The organism is Pseudoxanthomonas sp. 22568 (genome assembly GCF_052044485.1).
GTDB lineage: Bacteria > Pseudomonadota > Gammaproteobacteria > Xanthomonadales > Xanthomonadaceae > Pseudoxanthomonas_A > Pseudoxanthomonas_A beigongshangi.
This window is the reverse complement of the sequence record NZ_JBQENC010000001.1, coordinates 295879-321549: the sequence shown is the minus strand read 5'-3', so window position 1 is coordinate 321549 and position 25671 is coordinate 295879. Positions and strand designations below refer to the sequence as shown.

Sequence of the window (25671 nt, the reverse complement as noted above, 5' to 3'; positions counted from 1 at the left end):
CCTATCGCAGCGATGGATCGCGTCCATCGCGGGCTTCCCGCTCAGCCGCGTGCGGCGTTCCAGGCGCCCAGCAGCAGGCGCAGGCGGGACGGCAGCGCGGTGGCCTCCCCTGCCCTGGCGAACCGGCGCAGGCGGGCGTGGGCGAAGGCGTCGACGATGCGCCGCTCCCGGCTTGCGCCGGATGCCGCCGGCCAGCGCCGGTCCAGCGTGCGCGCCCAGTCACGCAGCCGCGTGCGATCGTCGTTGCCCGCGGCCGACCGCGGCAGCGCCGCGGTCGCGGTGTCGGCCAAGCGGGTCGCCAGGGTCCGGGCAATCACCGCCGCTGCACCCGGTGTCCCGCCCAGGACCGCGGCTTCCGTCGCGGCCACCGCCGCGCCGTAAACCCGCAGTTGGGCGAAGGCGTCGTCGCCGTCGGCGGCGGCATCGCGCGCCGCGATCAGCGCGGGCAGCGCATCGGCCAGTTCCGCCCACGGCGCAGGCACCGGCTCCAGCCGCCGCCCCAACGGATGACGCGAGCGGCGATCCGCCCAACTACGCAATTCCTCGCCCCACCAGGCCAACTTGGCATCGGCCGGCAACGGATCGCCTGCGATATTGAGGATGTCGTCGAATTCCTGGAGCAGCGAGAACCACGCTTCGGCCAGCGCGCGTCGTTCCGGCGCGACGAAGATCTCGGCGACCTGCCATTCCGGCCAGCGCTGGCGCCATTTGTCGAGGAAGCTTTCGAGGGCGGAGGAATCGGACACGGGAACGGGAACGTGCTGGAAGTCGGTCGTGAAGATGGCTCAGGCGCCGACCGCGGTCGGCCAGGCGTCCGGTTCGAGCAGTTCGGCGGGCTGGTCGCACATCCGTTCGGCCTGCCAGCTTTCGGGATCGTCGCCATCGAGACGGTAGCCCCACAGCGCCGCGATCGACGGCATGCCTGCCGCGCGCGCCGCGACGATGTCGCGTTCGTCGTCTCCAACGTAGACACAGTCGCCGCAAGCCACGCCCAGCCGCTCGGCGGCCACCTGCAACGGCAGCGGATGCGGCTTGCGCTCGGCCAGGGTGTCGCCGCCGATCAGCACCGCGCAGCGTTCCTGCCAGCCTTCGGCCGGCAGCACGTCGCGGGCGAGGTACTCGGGCTTGTTGGTGACGATGCCCCAGCGCGTGCCGGCGGCTTCCAGCGCGGCCAGCATCGCTTCCACGCCTTCGAACGGATGGCTGTGGCGGCCCAGTTCCTCCTGGTAGATCACCAGGAATTCCGGCACCAGCGCGTCGCGCGCGGCGACGTCCATATCCGGGAACGCCGCGCCCACCATCGCCCGCGATCCCTTGGACACGTGTGGACGCAGGTCGGCCAGGGTTACCGGCGCGCGGCCGCGTGCGGCGAGCATGCGGTTGGCGGTGGCGACGAAATCCGGCGCGCTGTCCAGCAGCGTGCCGTCGAGATCGAACAGGGCCACCGCAGGGAATCCGGGGCCGGTCTTGGGGGCGTCGCCATCCATCCGGCTCATGCCGCCTTCACCGCGCAGGCCAGGTAATTGACGTCGGTGCGGCGCGCCAGCCGCGCGCGCTGCCGCCACGGCTCGTAGGCCAGGCCGCTGACGTCCTCCAGCTGCAGGCCGGACTGGCGCAGCCAGGCGGCCAGTTCGGACGGCTTGATGAAGTCCTGGTAGTGATGGGTGCCGGTGGGCAGCAGGCGGGCGACGTATTCGGCGCCCACGATGGCCAGGGCGAACGCGGCCGGGGTGCGGTTGAGGGTGGACAGGAACAGCCGGCCGCCGGGTTTCAGCAGGCGCGCGCACGCCTCGATGATCGCCGCCGGATCCGGCACGTGCTCCAGCATTTCCATGCAGGTGACCACGTCGAAGCTGCCGGGACGCTCCTCGGCCAGCGATTCGACCGGACGCAGCTGGTAGTCGACCTGCACGCCGGACTCGAGCTTGTGCAGGCGCGCCACCTTGATCAGTTCCGGCGCCAGGTCGATCGCGGTGACCTGCGCGCCGGCCTTGGCCAGCGCTTCGCTGAGCAGGCCACCGCCGCAGCCGACGTCCAGCGCCTGCGCGCCGGCCAGCGACGCGCGCTGGCGCACGTAGTCCAGGCGCACCGGATTGAGCGCGTGCAGTGCCTTCTGCGGCCCCTGCTCGTCCCACCAGCGATTGGCGAGCGCGCCGAACTTGTCCAGTTCGGCCTGATCGAAGTTGTCGCCGGAGGGCGCGGATGAAGCGGTGGAGGTCATGGGGTCACCTCGGCAGGAGCCGGTGGCCGCATCGGCGTGCGGACACCTGGCAGGGGAATCGGTAGGGAACGGACATCATCCGCCATGCAGCAGACGGATGCGCTCGCGCCATTGGCGCGCGTTGGCGATCAGGCCGGCCGTGTCCATGTCGACCAGTTCGCGCTGCACCAGCCGCGGCTGGCCGGCGATCCAGACGTCGCTGACCTGGTGGCGGCCGGTGGCGTAGATGAGCTGGGAAACGACGTGGTGCAGCGGCTGGGTGTCCAGCGCACCCAGATCCACGCAGATCAGGTCGGCCTGCTTGCCCGGCTCGATCGAACCGATGCGATCGCCATAGCCCAGCGCGCGCGCGCCGCCGAGAGTGGCCGCATGCAGCGCGGTCGCGGCGTCCAGGGCGGTGGCGTCGTTCGCGACCGCCTTGGCCAGCTGCGCCGCCGTGCGGGTCTCGCTGAACATGTCCAGATCGTTGTTGCTGGCGCAGCCGTCGGTGCCGATGGCCAGGTTGACGCCCGCGCGTTGCAACGCGCAGGCCGGGCAGAAACCGGAGGCCAGCTTGAGGTTGGATTCCGGGCAATGCACCACCGACACGCCACGCTCGGCGCACAGGTGGATCTCGGCCTCGGTCAGTTGGGTCATGTGCACCGCGATCAGGCGGTCGTTGACCAGGCCCAGGCGATCCAGGCGCGCCAGTGGACGCTGGCCATACTGCTTCAGCGAATCGGCGATTTCCTGCGCGGTCTCGTGGGTGTGCAGGTGCACCGGCACGTCGAGCTGGTCCGAGAGCATGCGCACGCGCTCGAAGTTGGCGTCGCTGACCGTATACGGTGCGTGCGGCGCGAACGCGGTGTCGACCAGCGAATCGCCGCGCCATTGATCATGGACCTCGCCCGCGCGGTCGAAATATTCGTCGCTGGTCTTGGCCCAGGCGGTCGGGAAATCGATCACCGGCAGGCCGACCCGCGCGCGGAAGCCGTGGCGCTTGTAGACCGCGGCCTGCACATCGGGGAAGAAGTAGTTTTCGTTGGCACAGGTGGTGCCGCCGCGCAGCATCTCGGCGATCGCCAGGGTGGTACCGTCGGCGACGAATTCCGGGCCGATCACCGCCGCTTCCACCGGCCAGATGTGCTTGTGCAGCCACTCCATGAGAGGCAGATCATCGGCGATGCCGCGCAGCAGCGTCATCGGATTGTGGGTATGCGCGTTGACCAGACCGGGCAGCAGCGCCGCATCCGGTCGCGACACCACCCGCTCCGGCACGAAGCGTTGGCGCGCATCGGCAATTGGCAGGATGGCGAGGATGTCGCCGCCCTTCACCGCCACCGCATGGTCTTCCAGCACCACCCCATGCGGCATCACCGGGATGACGAAACCGGCCTCAATGAGGAGATCGCAAGCTTCGGGGCGGGTGTCGTGGGTCATGCGTCCTCGTATCCGTGGTTCCGCGGGGAGCCGGAATCAGGCAAGCGATTCACGGCGTCGGTGCTTCCGGTCGGAGGAGGCTCGGCTCGCATCGGTGCGCTCACCTCGCCGCCACCGGGAATCTCTCGTCGTCCCGGCGGAAACCGGGATCCATCTTGATGTTGCCTGTGCTTCGGGCTTTCAAACGCAAAAGCAACCGCAAGCAAAATCGAGCCCGGCCTTCGCCGGAATGGCGCAACGGCAGGCGCGCCCGCGTGCGGGCGCGCCGTCGCGTCACTTCACGCGGCTGACGTAGTCGCCGGTGCGGGTGTCGACCTTGATGATTTCTTCCTGGCCGACGAACAGCGGCACGCGCACGACCGCGCCGGTCTCCAGGGTCGCCGGCTTGCCGCCGCCGCCGGAGGTGTCGCCACGGACGCCCGGGTCGGTCTCGACGATCTTCAGCTCGACGAAGTTCGGTGGGGTGACCTGGATCGGGGTGCCGTTGAACAGGGTCACCACGCACTCTTCCTCGCCCTTCAGCCACTTCTCGGCGCCGGCCATGCCTGCCTTGTCGGCCTGGACCTGCTCGAAGGTTTCCTGCTGCATGAAGTGCCAGTACTCCCCATCCGAATACAGGTACTGCATGTCGGTATCCACCACGTCGGCGGCCTCGACCGAGTCCGTGCTCTTCATGGTGATTTCCTGCACGCGGCCGGTGCGGATCTGGCGGTACTTCACGCGGGTGAAGGCCTGGCCCTTGCCCGGCTTGACGTATTCGGTGTCGGTGATGATGGACGGTTCGTTGTTGACCAGGATCTTCATCCCGTTCTTGACGTCGTTCATGCCGTAACTGGCCATGGGGTACTCCTTGGGGTAAGACAAACCCGCCGCGGGAGGCGGCTGGCCGGATAGAATGGGGAACCCGCCGGGACCGGCGGGCGTTTTGTTTTCAGACCCGCACATGATAACCGCAGCCCCCCTCCCCATGCAGCCCGCCCCCCTGCCCCGCGCCCGCTGGCAGGAAGCCTGGCGCGACGCCGTGCGCGACCCGCATGAGCTGCTGGCGATGCTGGGACTGGAAGACCTGGCCGGCCGCCTGTCGGAAGGCGCCGCCGCCCAGTTCCCGCTGCGGGTGCCGCGCGGCTTTGTCGCCCGCATGGTCCCGGGCGACGCGAACGACCCGCTACTGCGCCAGGTGCTGCCGCTGGACGAGGAAATGCGGCCGGTGCCGGGCTTCGGCCTGGACGCGGTCGGCGACGCGGCCGCCCGGACCGCCACCGGGGTCCTGCAGAAGTACCGGGGCCGCGCCCTGCTGGTCGCGACCGGCAGCTGCGCGGTGCATTGCCGCTACTGCTTCCGCCGGCATTTCCCCTATGCCGAGGAAACCGCCGCCCGCGACGGCTGGCGCGAGGCCGTGGACGCCATCCGCGCCGATGAGGGCATCGAGGAGGTCCTGCTCTCCGGTGGCGACCCGCTGTCGCTGGCCACGCCCAAGCTGGCCGAACTGACCGACGCGCTCGCCGGTATCCCGCATCTTCGCCGCCTGCGCATCCACAGCCGCCTGCCGGTGGTGCTGCCGGAACGGGTCGACGACGGCCTGGTCCGCTGGCTGGCGGGGCTGCCCTGGCCGGTCGCGTTCGTCATCCACGCCAACCACGCCAACGAGTTCGATGCCGGCGTCGACGCCGCCCTGGGCCGCCTGCGCGGGGCCGGCGCGCAACTGCTCAACCAGGCCGTGCTGTTGCGCGGGGTCAACGACAGCGTGGACGCGCTGGCCGCCCTGGGCGAGCGCAGTTTCGCCGCCGGCGTCCTGCCCTATTACCTGCACCAGTTGGACCGGGTCGCGGGCGTGGCCCATTTCGAGGTTCCCGACGAACAGGCCCTGGCCCTGCACGCCGGCCTGCGCGCCCGCCTGTCCGGCTACCTGGTGCCGCGGCTGGTCCGCGAGATCCCGGGCGACACCGGCAAGCGGCCGCTCTGAGCCGGCCGCGATGGAGCGACCGTCCCGCCTTTTTGCGACGCCGGCATTGGACGCTTCCGGCCCCTTCGTGTATTAAACGCGCTCCCAAGGCGGAACCGCTGCATGCAGATCGGCAAAGACTCCACCCTCCGTTTGATGATCGTCGATGACAGCGGCGAGGACGCCGAGGCGATTGTCAGTACGTTGCGGAATGGAGGCATCGCCGTGCGGCCGCTGCGCCCGCTGGACGCCGACGAACTGGCGCAGATGGTGGCCGCGCAACCCATGGATCTGGTGCTGGCCGCCCGTTCGGCCCGGGGAATTCCGCTGGCCGGGGTCCTGTCCACGGTAGATGCCAGCGGCAAGGACATCCCCGTCATCGTGCTGGCCGACGGCATCAGCGAAGCCGACTGGCTGAGCGATCAGTCCGGCGGAGCACGCGGCATGGTGCTGCGCGGCCGTCCCGAACACCTGCTGCACGTCCTGCGCAGCGAATGGTCGGATCTGGAGACGCGCCGCGCGGTCCGCCGGCTGGACGTGCAATTGCGCGAAATCGAGCGCCGCTGCGACGCGCTCATCTCCTCCTCGCGCGACCCGATCGCCTACATCCACGAAGGCATGCACATCCGCGCCAACGAGGCGTACCTGGAAATGCTCGGCTTCGAGTCCTTCGACGAGGTCGAGGGCCTGTCGCTGCTGGATCTGGTGGCGCCGCAGTACGTCAACGATTTCAAGCAACTGCTCAAGAACCTGAGCAAGGGCGAGCCGCCGCCGCCGCGCTTCGAGCTGGAGGCGCGCAGCCTGGACGGCGACCAGTTCCCCGCCACGCTCGAGTTCGCCACCGCCACCTACGAGGGCGAACCTTGCGTGCAGGTGGTGTTCCGCCGCCGCGAGGAATTCGATCCGGAGCTGGCGCGCGAGGTCGAGGATCTGCGCCAGCGCGACGTGGTCACCGGCCTGTTCAACCGCCCGACCTTCCTGCAGGCGCTGGAGGAAGCGGTCAGCCAGGTCGCGCGCGGCGAGCATTATTCGCTGCTGCTGCTGGAGCCCGACCACTACCAGCGCCTGCTGCAGGACATCGGCATCGACTCGGCCGACGCCCTGATCGCGGCGATGGCGCAACGCCTGGCCGAGAAGCTGGACAGCCGCACCACTGCCGCCCGCTTCGGCGAGCGCACCTTCGCGGTGCTGCTCAAGGGCAATCATGCGCAGACGTCGGCCTTGGCCGAGACCCTGCGCGCGGCCTTCGCCTCGCACGTGTTCAACGCCGGCGATCGCTCCACCGCGGTCACCGCCAGCATCGGCGGCGTCCAGATCGGCGAGAAGATCGCCAGCGTCGGCCTGGTGCTCACCCGCGCCACCGACAGCCTGCAGACCGCGACCAGCCTGGGGGGAAACCGTATCGAGATCTTCGATCCCGGCGCGGTCGACCGGGCCGAGGAAGAGCGGGTGCAGAACTGGATCGCGCGCCTGCAGGACGCGCTGGCCAACGATCATTTCCTGCTGTACTACCAGCCGGTGGTCAGCCTGCAGGGCGAGGCCGGCGAACTCTACGAAGCGCTGCTGCGCCTGGATTCCAACGGCGAAACGGTGATGCCGCCCGTGTTCATGGGAATCGCCGAGGAACACGGCCTGCTCGATGCGATCGACCGCTGGGTGGTCAACCGTGCCATCGAGGTGCTGGGCGAACGCCGCCGCAAGGGCTACCTGACCCGCCTGCTGGTCAAGGTCAGCCCCACCTCGTTCGGTGACGAACGCCTGCTGCAACTCATCGCCAAACAGCTGGCGGCGCACGACGTGCCCGGCGACTGCCTGTGGCTGGAAGCCTCCGAGGCCAAGGTGTTCACCCACCTGCGCCAGGCCCAGACGTTCCAGTCCGGCGCGTCGAAGCTGGGCTGCAAGGTCGGCCTGGAACATTTCGGCGCCGGCCTGGACTCGTTCCAGTTGCTGGCCCATTTCCAGCCGGCGTTCCTGAAGATCGATCGCGTGTTCAGCACCGACCTGGCGAAGACCCCGGAACACCAGTTGAAGATCCGCGAGATCGCCGAGCGCGCGCAGTCGCAGGGCATCCTGACCATTGCCGATCACGTCGCCGACGCGGCCACGATGAGCTTCCTGTTCACTTCGATGGTGGACTATGTCGAAGGTGAGTTCCTGGCGCCGCCAGGACCGCAGATGAGCTACGACTTCTCGTGATGCCTGCACGGGGCAGGCCTTCCAGCCTCCCCGTCACGCCCGACGTTCTGCCGTAGAGCGGAGCTTGCTCCGCTGCCCTTGCCTTGGTTTTCCGCTTCCCGNCAAAAGCAAAGGCCAGAGCGAAGGCAGCGGAGCAAGCTCCGCTCTACGGAACGGAAAAAAGAAACCCGCCTTGCGGCGGGTTTCGCGTGCTCCTGCGAGTCGTCTCAGGCAAAGGTGCCCTGTGCAGCCCGCAGCGCGGCAATGCGCTCCTCCAGCGGCGGATGGCTCAGGAACAGGCGCTTCAAGCCCTGGCCGATGCCGCCGGCGATGCCGAACGCCTCCACCTGCGCCGGCAGCGTGCTCTGCGCATGCTGCGCGTTCAGGCGCTCCAGCGCGGCGATCATCTTGTGGCGACCGGCCAGATTGGCGCCGCCGGCGTCAGCGCGGAACTCGCGTCGGCGCGAGAACCACATCGCGATCATCGTGGCGAACAGGCCGAACACCACTTCCAGCACCATCACGATGATGTAATAACCGAAACCACGGCCCTCGCCCTCGCGATTGCCCGACAGGAAACTGTCGACGATGCCGCCGACCACGCGCGCCAGCACGATCACGAAGGTGTTCAGCACGCCTTGCAGCAACGCCATCGTCACCATGTCGCCGTTGGCGACGTGGCTGACTTCGTGGCCGAGCACGGCTTCGGCTTCGTCGCGATTCATCGCCCGCAGCAGGCCGGTGGACACCGCCACCAGCGCGTTGTTGCGGTTGGCGCCGGTGGCGAAGGCGTTGATTTCCGGCGCGTCGTAGATCGCCACCTGCGGCATGCCGATGCCGGCGCCCTGGGCCTGGCGCTGCACGGTGGCCAGCAGCCACTGCTCGGCTTCGTTGCGCGGCTGCTCGATCACCTGCGCGCCGGTCGCGCGCAGGGCCATGGTCTTGGACAGCAGCAGCGAGATCAGCGATCCGCCGAAGCCGAAGATGGCGGCCATCACCAGCAGCCCAGACATCTGGTTCGGATTGACCCCGAGTATCGACATGACGACGCTCGCCAGGACGAGCACGGCCAGGTTGGTGGCGAGGAACAGGGCGATACGGCTGAACACGGGAGACTCCGCAGGCTTTCAGTGTGAAATGTTGAGCGAATCTGCGGCCGTGCGCGGTTGAATTCAAGCACGTTCCTGACCGACGATTCAGCTTTGGAAACGCACCGCACGCATGTCCGCACGCCCTGAATCCGCGCGCCCCTACCGGGGCCGCTTCGCGCCCTCGCCCACCGGCCCGCTGCACTTTGGCTCCCTGCTGGCCGCGCTGGGCAGTTGGCTGCTGGCACGCCATGCCGGCGGCGAATGGTGGGTGCGGGTGGAGGATCTGGATCCGCCTCGCGAAGTCGCCGGCGCCGCCGATCTCCAATTGGCCACGCTGGCCGCATTCGGCCTGGTTTCCGACGGCCCGGTGGTGCGGCAGAGCGAACGCGGCGTCCTGTACCAGGCCGCGCTGGACGAACTGCTGGAGCGGGGCCAGGCATTCTTCTGCCATTGCAGCCGCAGCGAGCTGGCCGCGGCCGGCGGCATCCACCATCGCTGCGTGGCGGCCGAAGCGCGCGCGCATCCGGCGGTCCGGCTGCGGGTCGGACCCGGCACCGTGACCGGGTTCGAGGACGGCCTGCAAGGCCACTTCGAACAGGATGTCCATGCCGAAGCCGGCGACGTGGTGCTGCGCCGGGCCGACGGCTACTGGGCCTATCAGTTGGCCGTGGTGGTGGACGATGCTGCCCAGGGCTTCACCGACATCGTGCGCGGCGCCGATCTGCTGGATTCCACGCCCCGGCAGATCCATCTGCAGCGTGCCCTTGGCTTGCCGACGCCACGCTACCTGCACTTGCCGCTGGTTGTGGACGGGGAAGGCCAGAAGCTGTCCAAATCGATGGCCGCGCTGCCGATCGACGCCACCGATCCCCTGCCCGCGCTGCGCGTCGCCTGGGCCGCGCTCGGACAGCCGGCGGATCGCCTGCCGGCCAGTGGCGGGGTGACCGGACTGCTGCGGACGGCGGCCGATGAGTTCGTTCCGGAACGCCTTCCCCGCCAGGCGTGCATCCCATTCGCTGCGCCGCACAACGCGCCTGACGCGCACGCTGTCTAGAATCCGGAGCAACCGCCTTTTGCGGGCGGTCCCCACAGGAGAAGCCCCACATGAGTTCTCGCGTCGCGCTGGTCACCGGCGGCACCGGCGGCATCGGAACCGCCATCTGCAAGAAGTTGGCCGGCATGGGCCATCGCGTAGCCACCAATTACCGCAACGAGGAAAAGGCCAAGGCCTGGCAGCAGCAGATGAAGGCCGACGGCTACGATGTCGCGCTGTTCCCCGGCGACGTCACTTCCGCCGAGGAAGCCGAATCCCTCGTGCGCAAGGTCGAGGCCGAACTCGGCCCGGTGGAAATCCTGATCAACAACGCCGGCATCACCCGCGACACCACCTTCCACCGCATGAGTTCACTGCAGTGGAACGAGGTCATCAACACCAACCTCAATTCGGTGTTCAACATGACCCGCCCGGTGATCGAGGGCATGCGCGATCGCAAGTGGGGCCGGATCATCCAGATCAGTTCCATCAACGGCCTCAAGGGCCAGTACGGACAGGCCAACTACGCCGCCGCCAAGGCCGGCATGCACGGCTTCACCATTTCGCTGGCCCGCGAGAACGCCAAGCTCGGCATCACCGTCAACACGGTGTCGCCGGGCTACGTCGCCACCGACATGGTGATGGCGGTGCCGGAGGAAGTGCGCGCCAAGATCGCCGCGGACATCCCGACCGGCCGCCTGGGCAACCCGGACGAGATCGCCTATGCGGTGGCGTTCCTGGTCGCCGACGAGGCCGGCTGGATCACCGGTTCCAACCTGGACATCAACGGCGGCCACCACATGGGTTGGTGACCGGTTCCGGCGCCCGCCACGATCCAAAAATGCTGCGGGTCCGGCCCGCAGCATTTTTTTTGCCCGGCGTTGTTCCTGAACAGGGCACCCCTGACCTGCGGCCTGTTGCAAGGGCTGCTGCGCTGCGTCATGCTGCCCGGCACTGCGTTTTAGAGTGATTGCTTCATGGCTGCGATCCGCATCATCAAGAAGTACCCGAACCGCCGTCTCTACGACACCGAGATTTCCAGTTACATCACCATCGAGGACGTCCGCCAGCTGATCGTCGATGGCGAGGACTTCGAGGTCCGCGACGCCAAGAGCGGCGAGGACCTGACCCGCACCGTCCTGCTGCAGATCATCAGCGAGCAGGAACAGGATGGCGAACCGGTGCTGTCCACCCAGCTGCTGAGCCAGATCATCCGCTTCTACGGCGATTCGCTGCAGGGCTTCATGGGCAACTACCTGGAGCGCAGCATGCAGATCTTCATGGAGCAGCAGCAGCAGTTCCGCAGCCAGATGGGCAACCTGCTGGGACAGACGCCCTGGACCATGATGAACCAGCTGACCGAGCGCAACCTGGAGCTGTGGCAGGAATTCCAGCGCAACCTCAGCGGCGGCGGCTTGGGCCGTCCGGCCACCGCCAAGCCGAAGGAAGCCCCGCGCGAGACGCCGAAGACCCGCGCCCGCTGAATCCCGTTTCCGTGAACGAGCCCGCGCCCCGTGGCGCGGGCTTTTTCATGCCATCCGATTTCCGAGGATCCCCTCCATGAGCAAACGCGTCGCGGTCGTCACCGGCGGCATCGGCGGTCTGGGCACCGCCATCTGCAAGCAATTGGCCGGCGCCGGCCATACCGTCATCGCTGCCGACCTGCCCGCCGACGATGCGCACCGGGCATCCTTCGCCGACGCCACCGTCGGACTGGACGTCCATTTCATGCCGTTGGACGTCAGCGACTTTTCCGCCTGCGGCGCGTTCGTGCGCGATGTGCAGGACGCGCACGGCGGGCTGGACATCCTGGTCAACAACGCCGGCATCACCCGCGACTCCACCCTGCGCAAGATGGACGAGTCGCAGTGGGAAGCGGTCATCGACGTCAACCTGGGCAGCGTGTTCAACCTCTCGCGCCACGCCATCGACGGCATGCAGGCGCGCGGCTTCGGCCGGGTCATCAACATCAGCTCGGTCAGCGGCCAGACCGGCAACTTCGGCCAGACCAACTACGCCGCCGCCAAGGCCGGCCTGCACGGGTTCACCATGTCGCTGGCGCGCGAAGTCGCGGCCAAGGGCATCACTGTCAACAGCGTGTCGCCCGGCTACATCGAAACGCCGATGACCCGCGCGATGCCGGAGGACGTGCGGTCGCGCACCATCGCCTCGGTCCCGGTCGGCCGGATCGGTGCGCCGGAGGACATCGCCCGCGCGGTGGCGTTCCTTGCCGACGATGCGTCCGGCTACATCACCGGCGCCAACCTGCCGGTCAACGGCGGCCTCTTCATGAGCTTCTGAGCCGCGGCTATGCTGCGCATTCCATTGCACGATCGCACAACCAAGGAAACCGGATGAAACTCACTCCTCCCACTTTCGGCGTCTGGCTCATCGCACTGCTGCTCGGCAGCGGCGGCATCGCCGCGCGTTTCGGCTACATCCCGGTGCTGGCGCCGCATGCGTTCTGGCTGGTGGTGGCGGGATTCGGGTTGCTGGTGGCGGCGACGGTTTTCAGCAAGCTCTGAGGTAGAGCGGAGCTTGCTCCGCTGCCTTGGTTTTGGTTTCTCATGCGTCATCGGTATCGGACGCTGAAGCACAAGCTGTCGAAGGCGGGAAACGAAGGCAGACAACGTTGCAACATCCCACAAAAGCAGCGGAGCAAGCTCCGCTCTACGCGCGGTTCCGATTCCTCGGCGAGCGTTTACCCGCCCTTGCGCAGGTACTCCGCCAATCCACCCAGTTGCTGTGCCTGCACCCGGTCCACCACCGGGGCCAGCGTGCGCAGGTCGTCCGGCGTGTAACCGCCGGCGCGATACCACAGCGTGATACGGGTGCCGCCGTTCTCCTCGGCCAGGCGCCATTCCATCGCCCCCGACAATCCCATTCCCTGCAGCGGTCCAAGACCGCCGGTCAGGCGCAGGAGCTTGCCTGGCTCGGCGAACACCACCGTCATGTGCCGGGCCTGGCGCAGGCCGTCGATTTCGCAGAAGCAGCCGCCGGCGCGCGGCTCCAGGCTCAGGCGTGAGGCGTCACCCCACCAGGTGTGATCCTTCGGCCACCACTGCCCGATCTCGGCCAATCCCTTCCATGCCGCTTTCGGCGTCACCGGCACCCATTGACTGTTCTCGACGGTGAAGCCATTGGCGGCCTGGTCCTTGACCGCCGCCTGCGCCGATACCGCCAGTCCGCCGGCCAGCAGCATCGCCGCCCACCGGCGCGCGATCATTGCGCCGCCGCCTCTTTGCAGTACCGGTTGCGGTATTCCATCGCCTTGGGCATCAGCGCGGTCAGGTTCTGGATGCGGGTGCCGGGGTTGGGATGGGTGGAGGAGAACTCGGGCGGCGCCTGTCCACCGCTGGCCTCGCTCATGCGCTCCCACAGCGGCACCGCTTCCTGCGGATTGAAGCAGGCCGCGGCGGCGAGCATCAGCCCGACTTCGTCGGCCTGGGTTTCATGCGTGCGCGCGTAAGGCAACAGGTAGCCGTAGCCCATCGCCGCCATCACCATCTGCTGCTGTTGCGGATCCATGCCGCTCATCGCGCCGGCCATCTGGCCGATCTGGGTCAGTTTCTGCTGGGACATGCGCTGGGCGCCATGACGCAACAGGGCATGCGCGATCTCGTGGCCCATCACCACCGCCACCGCATCGGCATTCTTGGCGACCGGGATCAGCCCGGTGTAGACGGCCATCTTGCCGCCGGGCAGGCAGAACGCATTGGCCTGGTCTGACTGGATGACGTTGACATCCCAGTCGAAGGTGCGCCAGTTGCCACTGGCCTGGGTGCCCCGCTCCTGGGCGATGGCCGCTTCGACTTCGGGGATCTTTTCGATCAGGCGCTGCGCGATGGCGCGCACCTGCTGGGCAATCTGCGAATCGGGATCGACCGGGCGTTCCTGCGAGAGGATTTCCTGGTAGGCCTGCAGGCCCAGCGCCTTTTCCTCCTCCACGCTGATCGAGCTGTCGATCAGCACCTTCTCGCCGGTGTAGGGGTCCACGACGCGGTTGGAGAACCAGTAGAACGCAGCATAGCCCGCGAACCCCAGCAGGATCAGCCAGCGCACGTTGCCGAACAGGCCGCGCCGCCGGGGCGCGCCACCCTGTTCGTACTGTCCCTGCCCGAACGGATCGTTCCTCATCGCCTTCTCCCAGTTGCCGGCTAGATGCCACGCACCACGCGGAAGCCCACCCGCGCATTAGTCATATCCGAATCCGAGGAGGAACGCCATGCCGCCCGTGCCTGCACCGGCGCGCTGGCCCAGGAGCCGCCCCGCACCACCCGCGAACGGCAACCGGGATTGAACCAGGCGGCGCCGTCGGCCGGCGCCCGCCGGTAGCTGGCGTGCCAGCAATCGGCCACCCACTCGCTGGTGTTGCCGCCCATGTCGTGCAGCCCCCAGGCATTGGGCCGGAAGCTGCCCACCGGCGCCGGTCCCCAGTAACCGTCGCCGTAGCCGACGAAGGCGTTGTTCCAATGGCGGCCGCTGGGCGAGGCGTCGTTGCCGCCGGTCAGGTTCTCCACCTTGGCCGGTGGCACCCCGTTGCCCCAGGGGTAGCGGCCCTGCACGCCCGCGCGCAGGGCGTACTCGAACTCCGCCTCGCTGGGCAGGCGATAGCCATGCCCGGTCTGGCGGGTCAACCAGTCGGCGTAGGCCTCGGCGTCGTAGACGCTGACGTGCAGCACCGGCATGTCCTCGCGCGCCGGCGCCCCGCTATGGTCGGATTGCCAGTCCACGCCGCTGCGGCGGACGAAGTTGCCGCTCCGCTCGTCGTAGACGATGGAATGCCCGCGCCGGGTCGCGCGCGGGCGATAGCTGGTCGCCTGCACGAAGCGACGGAATTCGCCGACCGTCACCGCATTGCGCGCCATCGCGAAACCGCGGTCGAAGCGGACATAGTGGGCCGGTTTTTCCGCATCGGCGGAGCCCAGTTCGTTGTCGTCCGCGCCCATGCGGAACGCACCGTGCGGCACGATCACCATTTCCGGCCCGCGGCCGCCGTTGCCGAGCGCGTCGGTGAAGGCCTGGCCGGGACGGAAGAGCCCGTAGTGGGTGGCCAGTTCGATCCGCTGGCGGAAATCGGCCGCGACCGGATCGCCGGGCGGTGCGATGCGCAGCACTTCCGCGAGCTTTTCGCGCGCGGCCTTCAGGCCCAGCGGCGACTGCAGATCCTGCACGCCCGATTCGCGCAGCCCGGCGATGCGCACCGTGCGGATCGCTTCGACCCGCTGGCGCGCGTCGGCGACCGTCACGGACTCGTCGCCGCCGCGAACCTTGCCCGCATGCGCCAGCCAGTTGCGCGCGCCGTCGAAATCGCCGGCCAGCGCCGCATCCTCTGCGCGCCGGATCAGCGCGCTCTCCACCGCCGCCACGCCCTGCAACGCACGTGCCTGGCCCGGTTTCCACTTCAGCACTTCGCGAAAGCCCGCCAGCGCGCCGCCACCCTGCTCGCCCAACCGCCCACCGTTGAGCGCGCGCTCGCTGGCCAGGTTGAGACGGGTCAACTGTTCGACTTCATCCACCCGCGACAGATAGGCCAGCACGGCCTCGTCGTCCGGATCGATGGCACGCGCCACGGCGGCGATCTGGGCCGCCTCGCGCGCGTCCTCGTCGCGGTCCTCGGCGGTTTTCAGCACCCGTTCGCCGCGTTCGAGCAGGCGATCCAGGGCCTGGTCCAGACCCTTGCGGGCCACGGCGTCCTCCGGGTCGAGCCGGCGGATGGCCAGGTAGAGCGGAATCGCATCGTCGGGACCGGCATACAGGCGTCCTTCTTCCAGCGCCCGCGCCGCGCGCCTGCGCGCATCGGCGACGCCCTCCTGCGCCAGCAGGACCACCGGAGGCTGCCAGTTGAGGGCGGCGTTGACGCTGTCGTCACCGGTGACGGTAATCCGGGGCATGCGCACATCGGCCGCATCGCCGCGTGCATTGCGCGACGCCGCGGGCTCGCGCGAGCAACCGCACAGCACCAGACCGGTCAGCACCAGCAGGCCAAACGCGCGCAAACCGCCCTCCACACTCACCGAAATCCGTCCCGCGACGGTAGGCTATTGTCTCCCGACTCGGCAACCAATGCATTCAGCGGAGATTTCGTGCCCCATTGGATTCAAACCCCGGACGCCCTCGCCGCGTTCTTCGCCACGCCCCCGGCCCGCATCGGCCTGGACACGGAGTTCGTCCGCGAGCGCACCTTCTGGCCCCAGCTGGCGCTGGTCCAGATGGCCGTGGGCGAGGAAATCCTCCTGATCGATCCGCTGCAACCCGGCATGCCGCAGGCGCTGGCGACGATCCTCGGCGATACCCGCATTCTCAAGGTCATGCACAGCGCCAGCGAGGACCTGGTCGCCCTGGGCTACACCTGCGGCGCCGTGCCGCAACCGCTGTTCGACACCCAGATCGCCGCCGCCCTGGCCGGCGTCGCCGCCGGCATCGGCTACCAGAAGCTGGTCGAACAGATCACCGGCGTCGCCCTGGCCAAGGGTGAAACTCGGTCGGACTGGCTGCGCCGTCCACTCAGCGAATCGCAACTCAAGTACGCCGCCGACGACGTGCATTACCTGTTCGCGCTGCACGACGATCTCGCCGCCCGGCTGCATGAAAGCGGACGCAGCGAATGGCTGGTCGAGGACAGCCGGCGCCTGCTGGAAAACGCGACCCAGGAAGAAGGCGATCGCTGGCCGCACCTGGCCATGCGCAGCGCGCAGTTCCTGGATGCGCCCGCCCAGCATCGCCTGCTGCGGTTGCTGCGCTGGCGCGATGCCGCCGCCCGTCGCAGCGACAAGCCACGCAGTTGGATTCTGGACAATGAAATGGCGGTGGCGCTGGCACGCACGCCGCCGGCCGATCGCGCCGCGCTGGGTCGCTGGCTGGACGCCCAGCCCAAGGCGCCACGCAAGCTGGCCGACGCACTCTGGGAGGGCTTGTCCACTCCGCTGGCGGACGAGGCCGAAGCACCGCTGGCCCGCGCCGCCACCGATCGCGACAAGGCCGCGCTGCGCAAGCTGCAGGACGCGGTGGCCCGCCGCAGCGCGGAACTGGGCCTGCCCGACGGCGTGCTGGCCTCGCGTCGCTACCTGGAAGTCCTGCTGGAATCCGGACAATGGCCCGGCGCCCTGTCCGGCTGGCGCCGGGCCGAGCTGGAACCGCTGCTTGAGCGCGACGAAGCCGCCACCACGGCCGGATGAGGCACCCGACGCGGCGCGGTTCCACAGCCTGATGCGGCTGCAGGCGGCAATCGCCCGCGACTTGGGCTGAATCCCCTCCCGGTTGGCAACCGGAGCGCGAGGCGCTAGACTTGTCTCACCCTCGTGGGGGGGTAGCTCAGCTGGGAGAGCGCGTCGTTCGCAATGACGAGGTCGTGGGTTCGATCCCCATCCTCTCCACCAAAATATCGGAAGGGCCAGGCGCGAGCCTGGCCCTTTCTTTTTGCGCCCTTCGTTCGCGCGTCGATGTTCGCGCCTGCCGCTTGCCAACCTGCCGCTCACGACGCGGCCGTTCCGCTTGTCCACAACCGGTGTGGATGAAATCTGCACAAAGATGTGGATAACCCGCGCGCGCCCAGTCCCCGCAAGGCTGTCAAGGTGGTTGGCGAAAATTTGACCACACCTGTCCCAATGAAACCGGGTCGTTTCGGCACCGCACAAAAAGAAACTGCCGGCTTGCGCCGGCAGTCTCCGTTTCCCTCGATGCGCGCCGGCATCAGAACCGGTAGTTCACACCGAACAGGTAGGTGCGGCCCCACTCGATGTATTCCAGCGGCCGGTCCTTGCTGCCGGCGTAGGTCTGGTACGGCGAGTTGGTCAGGTTGCTGACCTGGAACAGGATGCTCAGGCCGGACAGCGCGCTGCCGTCACCGAAGTTGTAGGCGACCTGCGCGTCGGTGATGTCCTCGCCCACCACGTAGCGCAGCGAGCGGTCACCATCGAAGTTGCCGATTTCGCCGATGAAGTCGGAACGGCGACGCTGGCTGACCCGCGCCTCGAAACCATTGCGCTCGTAGTACGCGGTCAGGTTGTACACGCGCTTGGACAGGCCCGGCAGCATGATGTTCTGGCTGCCCACGCTGCTCTGCGCGTTCGGCGGCGGCGGGATGGTGATGTCGCTGTCGTTGAAGCCGGCGCTGGCGATGATGCCGAAGCCCTGCAGCGCATCGCTGAACAGATCCAGCGGCAGCGAGGCGGTCAGCTCCAGGCCCTTCAGGGTGCCGCCCGTGCCGTTGTACGGCGCGGTGAAAGGGCCGGTGGTCAGGGTCGGCGGCTCGTTCGGGCCGGGCACGTAGTCCACCAGGAAATCGGTGAAGTCGTAGCCGTAGCGCTTCTCGGTGAAGATGTAGGTGCGCAGATCCTTGTAGAAGAACGCGGCCGAGACATACGCCTTGGTGCCGAAGTACTTCTCGTAGGACAGATCGAACGCGTAGGCGCGCCACGGATCCAGGTTCGGATTGCCGCCGCTCGCGCCCGGCTCGCCGGTGGCGGTGTTGACGCCGAACTCCAGCGAGGAGCGCAGCTCGTCCACGCGCGGACGCGCCACCTGCTTGGCCAGGCCCACGCGCAGGGTCTGCTCGTTCGGGAAGGAGAATGCCAGGTTCAGGCTGGGCAGCACGTCGGTATAGCTCTTGCCGCCGTCGAGCGGCTGGATGTTGCTGCCGGCCGGCTGGGTGCTGTCCCAGTAGCGCGCCTGCGAGGCCTGGTCGACGTGCTGGACCTGCACGCCGATGTTGCCGCGTACCGGCACCCCACCCCATTCGGTATCGATGTTGGCGCGGACGAACGCGGTGGAGATTTCCTCGTCCACGTCCCACGCCTTCGGAATCAGGTAGGACAGGTTGTCGACCGGGTTGAACACCATGTAGCGCGCGACCGCGGCCGGCACGTTCCAGGACGGGATGTAACCGACGCCGGCGAAGTTCAGATCCACCAGGCCGTACTGCAGATCCGAACCGATCGCGGTGACGCCCTGCGCACCGAGGTTGATGTTGCCTTCGGGCTGGCGCTTGAACTTGTGGCGATCGGCGTAGTTCACGCCCACGTCGAGATCGGAGAACCAGCCCCATGATTCGGGCAGCGGCAGCGATGCCGCCAGCTTGATGGCCTTCAGTTCATCCTCGACCTTCGGGGTCTTGCCGTAGCCGGAGCCATAGATGGTGTTGGTCAGGAACAGCGTTTCGGGATTGGAATAATCCAGGCCCGGGTTGAGCTGGGAGAAGTTGTTCTGGCGATAGGCCAGCGCGATCGAATCCAGTTGCGGCGCCGGCAGCAACTGGGTGTTGTTCTCGAGATTGATCTCGTCGCGCTTGGTCTTGGAATAGCTGATATCCGCGACCAGGCGAACCTGCCCCACGTTGAATTCGTTGTTCCAGCCGAACGCGTTGATCTCGTCCTCGCGGTAGTTGTACATGCCGCGGACCAGCGGGTACACGTTGTTGGCGGTGCCACCGGTGAAGGTATTGTTGCCGTTGATGACCGGGTTGGTGACGTTCAACCGCCCGTAGCCGCCGTTGTAATCCCCGATATGCACTTCGAACTGGTTCGCCGTGTTGACCTGTTCGGCCTCGGAGTGGAACAGGTCCAGCGTGCTGGTCCAGGCATTGGACGGGCGGAACTGCAGGGTCGCCATCACGCCATCGCGCTTGGTCTCGCCGGTACGGCGCAGCGCCTTGATGCCGTCCGAATAGAACGTGCCGGCCGGCACGCCCGGACGCCAGTTGTCTCCAATCGCCTGCCACGGCTCGTACAGGCCGACCTGATTTTCCTGGATCGGGGTCTTGGAGTGCGAATAGCCAATCGCGAAACCGAAGCGACGATCCTTGGACTGGGTGATGTAGCTGGCGTTGATGCGTTCGCCATAGGCCGACGCGTCCGCCGCCTTGCCCAGCGAGTTGCGCTGGCCACGGAAACCGATCGCACCGACCGGCTCGTCGAAACTCAGCGGGCGCACGGTCTGCATGTCCAGCGTGCCGGACAGGCCCTGCCCGACCAGCCCCGCGTCGGGTGTCTTGTAGACGGTGACGCCGCTCATCAACTCGGACGGATACTGGTCGAACTCGACGCTGCGGTTGTCGCCGGTGCTGACCATCTCGCGACCGTTGAGCAGCGTGGTGGAGAAGTCGGGCGACAGGCCGCGCACGCTGATCACCTGGGCACGGCCGGCGACACGCTGCGCGGCCAGACCGGGCAGGCGCGCCAGCGACTCGGCGATGCTGATGTCGGGCAGCTTGCCGATGTCCTCGGCGGAGATCGCCTCGACGATCGAGGTGGAATCGCGCTTGACCGAGATCGCTTCCTCGATGCCGCGGCGGATGCCGGTGACGGTGACCGTATCGAGCTCGGTGGCCTCGGCTTGCGGATCCTGGCCGGTGGTGGTCTGGGCCTGTACGCCGGTCGCGGCCAGTGCGATGGCGGAAGCCAGCGCCGCGCTCAGCAGATTGCGCTTGTGTTGCAACATGTTCCCCTCTCCAAGGACGTTGTATGCGATGAACCGGATGCGTCGCGGGCGATCGTCCGGGTCTGGCGCGCCGACGCGGTGATCGCACCGGAACGTGCGGCAATGGTAGTGGCCGGAAAGCCCGCACAAATCGGCCTGCATACGTATTCATCGCGTTTTCCGACGCGTGTAACCGGGGTTCCATGGAATGGCGCGGGAACGACGCATGCGTGCGCGAACGCCGCTCACCTGAATGAGCGGCGCCGTGGATCTCGCGGGGAAATCGGATTTGTCCTTGTCAGTCGATGCGCGCGTAGAACACGCCGCGCGCGGGCAGCGCGATCCGGCCCTGCGCCAGCTGGCCCGGGATCACGCCCGGTCCATCGATGGGCCGCACCGCAAGACCATCCGGCAAGGACCAGTGCACGGGCTGCGCGGACAGATTGAACACCGCCAGCAGCGACTGTCCTTCGCCGTCGCGACGGAAAGCGAGCACCGGTTCCGGTGCATCCAGGAAGGTGATGGAACCGGCCGTCAACGCCGGTTGCCCGCGGCGCCACGCCAGGAAGGCGCGCACCCGGTTGAGCACGGATGACGGATCGGCTTCCTGCGCGGCGACACTGATCGCGCGATGCCCGGCGGGAATCGGCAACCACGGCCGGCCATCGCTGAAACCGGCGCTTTCCTGCGTGGTCCAGGGCATCGGCGTGCGGCAGCCATCGCGCCCCTTGAAATTCGGCCAGAAGGTCTTGCCGTAGGGGTCCTGGAGATCCGCATAGGGCACATCGGCTTCCGGCAGTCCAAGTTCCTCGCCCTGGTACAGGCACACCGAACCGCGCAGCGAACACACCAGCGCCACCAGTTGGGCCGCCAGTCCTGGCGAGGCATCGCCCTGCCCCCAGCGCGTCACCGCCCGCTGCACGTCGTGGTTGGACACCGCCCAGCAGGGCCAGCCCTCGGTCATCGCCGCTTCCAGCCGCTCGACCGTTCCGCGGATGTAGCCGGCACTGTGGTCGTCGGTCAACAGTTCGAAGCTGTAGCCCATGTGGAGCCTGTGCTCGCTGACGTACTCGGCGGTTGTCGCCAGCGAATCCTCCGACGAAATCTCGCCCAGAGCGGCCACGTCCGGATAGCGGTCCATCAGCGCGCGCAGTTCCTCCAGGAACGCGACGTTCTCCGGCTGGGTATTGTTGTAGTAGTGATACTGGTAGGCGTAGGGATTGTCGGCGCTGAAACCACGCCCCACCCGCTTCTCCTTGGGCTTGGGTGGGTTGTCGCGCAGTTGACGATCGTGGAAGCAGAAATTGATCGCATCCAGGCGCAGGCCGTCCACGCCCTTGTCCAGCCAGAACTTCACGTTGTCCAGGGTCGCGGCGCGCACGTCGGGATTGTGGAAATTCAAATCCGGCTGCGCGGCCAGGAAGTTGTGCAGGTAGTACTGCTCGCGGCGCGGTTCCCAGCGCCAGGCCACGCCGCCGAACAGCGACATCCAGTTGTTGGGGGCGGTGCCGTCTTCCTTCGGGTCGGCCCAGACATACCAGTCGGCCTTGGGATTGTCGCGACTCTCGCGGCTTTCCTTGAACCAGGCGTGCTCGGCCGAGCAGTGGCTCAGCACCTGGTCGATCATCACCTTGATGCCGAGCGAGTGCGCCTTGTCCAGCAGGCGATCGAAGTCGGCCAGCGTGCCGAACAGCGGATCCACGTCGCGATAATCTGCGATGTCGTAGCCGAAATCGGCCATCGGCGACTTGAAGAACGGCGAAATCCAGATCGCGTCCACGCCCAGCCGGGCGATGTAGTCCAACCGATCGACGATGCCGGGCAGATCGCCCACGCCGTCGCCATCGGTGTCCAGGAAGCTGCGTGGATAGATCTGGTAGATCACCGCGCCACGCCACCAATGCTTGTTGTCCATCGCTTCCCCGGAACTCGTGGTTTCGGCGTGCCGGCCGGTCACGCAACGGGCGCCACTATTCCACGTCCGCGCATCGGCGTTGCGCCGGCACGCGCCGGGACCGGCATGAATACGTATGCATGGATGCACCGCGGCGGACCTCTACCGGGCGAGCCCGCTCGCGGAAAGACTGCTCTTTCATACGCACCAGGCCGCTGAAAACAAGCTGTTTCCTGCAACTTCCTAGCGCACGCGTCGCGCCATCCGGAAGTCTCCGCCAGCGCCATTTCCTGTTTGCAGTGCAGCATGGAACCGGCGGGCGATGCTGCAAGAATCGCCGCACCAGAAACGCACGCCGCCGGCGATGCGACCACCGTTGCCGCACAGGAATCCCGCATGACCCCGAAGCCGCGCCTGTCCTTCTGGCAGATCTGGAACATGTCGTTCGGCTTCCTCGGCATCCAGTTCGGATTTGCCCTGCAGGGCGGTTTCATGTCGCGCATCTTCCAGACCCTGGGCGCGGAGAAGGATTCGCTGCCGCTGCTCTGGATCGCCGCGCCGCTGACCGGCCTGCTGGTGCAGCCGGTGATCGGCTACTTCAGCGACCGCACCTGGCATCCGCGGCTGGGCCGGCGCCGGCCCTACTTCCTCGCCGGCGCGATCCTCAGTTCGATCGCGCTGGTGTTCATGCCGCACTCGCCTGCCCTGTGGGTGGCGGCGGGCCTGCTGTGGGTGCTGGATGCCTCGATCAACGTCAGCATGGAGCCGTTCCGCGCGCTGGTGGCCGACAAGCTGCCGGACAGCCAGCGCTCCTACGGCTTCGTCCTGCAGACCCTGATCATCGGCATCGGCACCTGGCTGGCCAGCAACCTGCCGTGGCTGGTGGCCCACCTGGGCGTTCCCAACGAGGCCGGTCCGGGCGTGGTGCCGCCATCGGTGAAGATCGCCTTCGCGATCGGCGCGTTCGTGTTCCTCGCCAGCATCCTGGTCACGGTACTGAGCACACGGGAATATCCGCCTGAGGACGAAGCAGGGTTCCGGGCCAATCGAAACGCCCAGGGAGGACTGGTCGCCGAAGTCGTGCACCACGTGATCCACATGCCGGCGCAGATGCGCCGCCTCGGCGCGGTCCAGTTCTTCAGCTGGCTGGCCTTCTTCGCGATGTGGAGCATGGCCACGCCCGGCCTGACCGAGCATGTGTTCAAGGCACCGGCACCGGATCCGGCCGCGTTCGACATGGCCGTCCCCGCGCAGGCCGCCGCCTTCCAGAGCGCCAACGCCGCGTTCCAGGACGCGGCCGACCTGGTCGGTTCCTACATGGGTTATTACGGCCTGTCGTCGATGCTGGTGGCGCTGCTGCTGTCGCTGTATGCCGCGCGCCTGCCGCTGAACCGCAGGGCGGTCCATGCCGGCTCGCTGGTCCTGGGCGGCCTGGGCTTCCTGTCGATGTGGTTCGTGCCGCAGCCGGGCTGGCTGATCCTGTCCTTCGCGCTGGTCGGCGTGGCCTGGGCCAGCATCCTGTCGATGCCCTATGCGCTGCTGTCCAGCCACGTGCCGGCGGACCGGATGGGCATCTACATGGGCATCTTCAACATGTTCATCGTGATCCCGCAGATCGTCGCGGCCACCCTGCTGGGTCCGGTGCTGCGTGCGTTCTTCGGCAACCAGCCGATCTTCGCGCTGGTGATCAGCGGCGCGAGCCTGCTGCTGGCGGCGCTGTCGCTGCTGCGCGTGCAGGAACACGCCGCTCCGGCGGACTCCGCCTCCTTTTCTCCCCAGGTGCATTGATGCGACATCCCGCATGCGCGCTGCTGGCGGCGCTGCTGCCCGCCCTGTCGTTTTCCGGCGCGGTCCGCGCGGACGATTTCCACGGCACCACCGAACCCTTCGCCCGCGAGGCGGTGTACTTCGTACTGACCGACCGGTTCGTCAACGGCGATCCCGGCAACGATCACCGCGACCAGGGCGGCGCCCATCGCAGCTTCGACCTGCCGACACCGGGCGCGCCGGCCGGCGAGTCCGACAACGTCGGCTACCTGGGTGGCGATTTCAAGGGCGTGCTGGACAACGCCGGCTACATCCGCGACCTCGGCTTCACTTCGGTGTGGGTCACGCCGATCGTCGACAATCCCGACGAGGCGTTCACCGGCGGCGATGCGGTGATCTGGAACGGCGCCTTCACCGATCGCGGCAAGACCGGCTATCACGGCTACTGGGGCATCAACTTCTATCGGCTGGATGAACATCTTCCGAGCCCGGGCCTGGATTTCGCCGGCTTTACCCGCGCGATGAAAGATCAGCAACTGGACGTGGTGCTGGACATCGTCGCCAACCACGGCTCGCCGTCCTACACCATGCCCACGCCGCAGGCGCAGTACGGCAGGCTGTGGGACCGCGACGGCCGGCTGGTCGCCGATCACCAGAACCTGCGACCGGAAGATCTGGATCCGGCCGGCAATCCGCTGCATGCCTTCTACAACACCGGTGGCGGCCTGGCCCAGTTGTCCGACTTCGACCAGGACAATCCCGCCGTGCTCGACTATCTGGTGGGCGCCTACGAACAGTGGATCGATCAGGGCGCGGCCGCATTCCGGGTCGACACCATCGCCTGGATGCCACACGGGTTCTGGAAACGGTTCGCCGACCGCATCCGCGCCAAACGGCCCGGGTTCTTCATGTTCGGCGAGAACTTCAACTACGACGCCGCCAGCATCGCCGGGCATACCTGGCGTCGCAACGGCGGCTACAGCGTGCTCGACTTCCCGCTGAAGGCGAAGCTGACGGAAGTGTTCGAAAAGCCTGGCAGCGATTTCGCCGAACTGGGCAAGGCGCTGTACCTGGAGGACGGTCCGTACGCCAACCCGTACGATCTGATGACCTTCTACGACAACCACGACATGGCGCGCATGAACGCCGCCGACAGCGGTTTCATCGATGCGCACAACTGGCTGTTCACCGCGCGCGGCATCCCGGTGATCTACTACGGCTCGGAAACCGGCTTCATGCGCGGGCGCGCTGAACACGCGGGCAACCGCAACTACTTCGGCCAGGAACGCATCGACGCCGCACCGGCACATGCCATCCATGCCGCGCTGAAACGCATCGCCACGCTGCGCCGCGATTCGATCGCCTTGCAACGCGGCCTGCAGTTGAACGTGACGCTCAAGGGCGATGAGGCCGTGTTCTACCGTGTCTACTATCACGGCGGCCAGCGCCAGACCGCGCTGGTGCTGCTGAACAAGGCGGACCGGCCGGCGACGATGAAGGTGGGCGACTACCTGCAACCCGGCGAATGGCGCGACGCGTTTACCGGCGCTCGCCAGCAGGTAGGGGAAGCACTGCGCGCCGAGGTGCCCGCCCACGGCGTCCGCGTGTTCTTCCACGATGGCGCCATCACCCGCGCCGACACCCGCCAGCGCCTGCGCGAACTGATGCAGCGCAAGACACCGAAAGCGGATTGACGGCCGCGTGGCGCGCGCG

General features: G+C 67.5%; 21 protein-coding genes and 1 tRNA gene. 11 read left to right on the top strand and 11 right to left on the bottom strand.

Annotation, left to right across the window (positions count from 1 at the left end):
• Positions 1–41: 41 nt before the first annotated feature.
• The 5 genes from ACTJI2_RS01625 to efp form a co-directional block, all read right to left on the bottom strand.
• Positions 42–746 carry a phytoene/squalene synthase family protein gene (locus ACTJI2_RS01625; protein ID WP_440840858.1) on the bottom strand — a complete coding sequence of 235 codons (705 nt, stop codon included), beginning with the start codon at positions 744–746 and terminating at the stop codon, positions 42–44.
• Positions 747–785: 39 nt separating this feature from the next.
• Positions 786–1487 (bottom strand): phosphoglycolate phosphatase, encoded by a 702-nt coding sequence (locus ACTJI2_RS01620; protein WP_440840960.1) that lies wholly within the window; start codon positions 1485–1487, stop codon positions 786–788.
• A 5-nt stretch (positions 1488–1492) separates the two neighbouring features.
• Positions 1493–2221 carry a bifunctional 2-polyprenyl-6-hydroxyphenol methylase/3-demethylubiquinol 3-O-methyltransferase UbiG gene (gene ubiG, locus ACTJI2_RS01615; RefSeq protein WP_440840857.1) on the bottom strand — a complete coding sequence of 243 codons (729 nt, stop codon included), beginning with the start codon at positions 2219–2221 and terminating at the stop codon, positions 1493–1495.
• A gap of 75 nt (positions 2222–2296) precedes the next feature.
• Positions 2297–3640 (bottom strand): TRZ/ATZ family hydrolase, encoded by a 1344-nt coding sequence (locus ACTJI2_RS01610; RefSeq protein WP_440840856.1) that lies wholly within the window; start codon positions 3638–3640, stop codon positions 2297–2299.
• A 273-nt stretch (positions 3641–3913) separates the two neighbouring features.
• On the bottom strand, positions 3914–4480 hold the full coding sequence (efp, locus tag ACTJI2_RS01605; protein ID WP_183637364.1) for an elongation factor P: 567 nt from the start codon (positions 4478–4480) through the stop codon (positions 3914–3916).
• A 103-nt stretch (positions 4481–4583) separates the two neighbouring features.
• Here efp and epmB point away from each other — a divergent pair, with 103 nt between their 5' ends.
• Together epmB and ACTJI2_RS01595 are read left to right on the top strand one after the other, a co-directional pair.
• Entirely contained in the window at positions 4584–5603 is a 1020-nt protein-coding gene (gene epmB, locus ACTJI2_RS01600; protein ID WP_440840855.1) for an EF-P beta-lysylation protein EpmB, read from the top strand.
• 102 nt (positions 5604–5705) lie between these two features.
• Positions 5706–7778: an EAL domain-containing protein gene (locus tag ACTJI2_RS01595; RefSeq protein WP_440840854.1), complete on the top strand. Its 2073-nt coding sequence runs from the start codon at positions 5706–5708 to the stop codon at positions 7776–7778.
• A 206-nt stretch (positions 7779–7984) separates the two neighbouring features.
• Here the strand turns inward: ACTJI2_RS01595 and htpX are convergent, their stop codons facing one another.
• Positions 7985–8866, bottom strand: a complete 882-nt coding sequence (htpX, locus tag ACTJI2_RS01590) for a protease HtpX (RefSeq protein WP_183637370.1) — start codon at positions 8864–8866, stop codon at positions 7985–7987.
• Positions 8867–8978: 112 nt separating this feature from the next.
• Here htpX and gluQRS point away from each other — a divergent pair, with 112 nt between their 5' ends.
• The 5 genes from gluQRS to ACTJI2_RS01565 all read left to right on the top strand — a co-directional run bounded on the left by gluQRS (position 8979) and on the right by ACTJI2_RS01565 (position 12406).
• Entirely contained in the window at positions 8979–9902 is a 924-nt protein-coding gene (gene gluQRS, locus ACTJI2_RS01585) for a tRNA glutamyl-Q(34) synthetase GluQRS (protein WP_440840853.1), read from the top strand.
• Between the two features lie 50 nt (positions 9903–9952).
• Entirely contained in the window at positions 9953–10693 is a 741-nt protein-coding gene (locus tag ACTJI2_RS01580; protein ID WP_192198890.1) for a beta-ketoacyl-ACP reductase, read from the top strand.
• A 165-nt stretch (positions 10694–10858) separates the two neighbouring features.
• On the top strand, positions 10859–11365 hold the full coding sequence (gene phaR / locus ACTJI2_RS01575) for a polyhydroxyalkanoate synthesis repressor PhaR (protein WP_141452414.1): 507 nt from the start codon (positions 10859–10861) through the stop codon (positions 11363–11365).
• A gap of 76 nt (positions 11366–11441) precedes the next feature.
• Positions 11442–12182: an acetoacetyl-CoA reductase gene (gene phbB / locus ACTJI2_RS01570; RefSeq protein WP_440840852.1), complete on the top strand. Its 741-nt coding sequence runs from the start codon at positions 11442–11444 to the stop codon at positions 12180–12182.
• Between the two features lie 53 nt (positions 12183–12235).
• Positions 12236–12406, top strand: a complete 171-nt coding sequence (locus ACTJI2_RS01565; protein ID WP_183637378.1) for a hypothetical protein — start codon at positions 12236–12238, stop codon at positions 12404–12406.
• Between the two features lie 176 nt (positions 12407–12582).
• Here the strand turns inward: ACTJI2_RS01565 and ACTJI2_RS01560 are convergent, their stop codons facing one another.
• The 3 genes from ACTJI2_RS01560 to ACTJI2_RS01550 are packed head-to-tail and all read right to left on the bottom strand — an operon-like array spanning position 12583 to position 15880.
• Positions 12583–13107 (bottom strand): SRPBCC family protein, encoded by a 525-nt coding sequence (locus ACTJI2_RS01560; protein WP_440840851.1) that lies wholly within the window; start codon positions 13105–13107, stop codon positions 12583–12585.
• Entirely contained in the window at positions 13104–14018 is a 915-nt protein-coding gene (locus ACTJI2_RS01555; RefSeq protein ID WP_183637384.1) for a M48 family metallopeptidase, read from the bottom strand. Before ACTJI2_RS01555 ends, ACTJI2_RS01560 begins: the two co-directional genes overlap by 4 nt.
• Positions 14019–14038: 20 nt before the next feature.
• On the bottom strand, positions 14039–15880 hold the full coding sequence (locus ACTJI2_RS01550; RefSeq protein WP_440840850.1) for a formylglycine-generating enzyme family protein: 1842 nt from the start codon (positions 15878–15880) through the stop codon (positions 14039–14041).
• An 87-nt stretch (positions 15881–15967) separates the two neighbouring features.
• Between ACTJI2_RS01550 and rnd the strand changes: the two genes are divergently transcribed.
• Entirely contained in the window at positions 15968–17059 is a 1092-nt protein-coding gene (gene rnd / locus ACTJI2_RS01545) for a ribonuclease D (protein WP_440840849.1), read from the top strand.
• A 125-nt stretch (positions 17060–17184) separates the two neighbouring features.
• Positions 17185–17260 (top strand) — tRNA-Ala (locus ACTJI2_RS01540).
• A 313-nt stretch (positions 17261–17573) separates the two neighbouring features.
• Here the strand turns inward: ACTJI2_RS01540 and ACTJI2_RS01535 are convergent.
• Positions 17574–20318, bottom strand: coding sequence for a TonB-dependent receptor (locus tag ACTJI2_RS01535; protein WP_440840848.1), 2745 nt, complete (start codon positions 20316–20318; stop codon positions 17574–17576).
• A 277-nt stretch (positions 20319–20595) separates the two neighbouring features.
• A complete protein-coding gene (locus ACTJI2_RS01530) occupies positions 20596–22212 on the bottom strand; it encodes an alpha-glucosidase family protein (RefSeq protein ID WP_440840847.1) in 1617 nt (538 codons plus the stop codon).
• A gap of 375 nt (positions 22213–22587) precedes the next feature.
• Here ACTJI2_RS01530 and ACTJI2_RS01525 point away from each other — a divergent pair, with 375 nt between their 5' ends.
• Entirely contained in the window at positions 22588–23979 is a 1392-nt protein-coding gene (locus tag ACTJI2_RS01525; protein ID WP_440840846.1) for an MFS transporter, read from the top strand.
• Entirely contained in the window at positions 23979–25652 is a 1674-nt protein-coding gene (locus ACTJI2_RS01520; RefSeq protein WP_440840845.1) for an alpha-amylase family glycosyl hydrolase, read from the top strand. The genes ACTJI2_RS01525 and ACTJI2_RS01520 overlap by 1 nt, the downstream gene beginning before the upstream one ends.
• Positions 25653–25671: the final 19 nt, after the last annotated feature.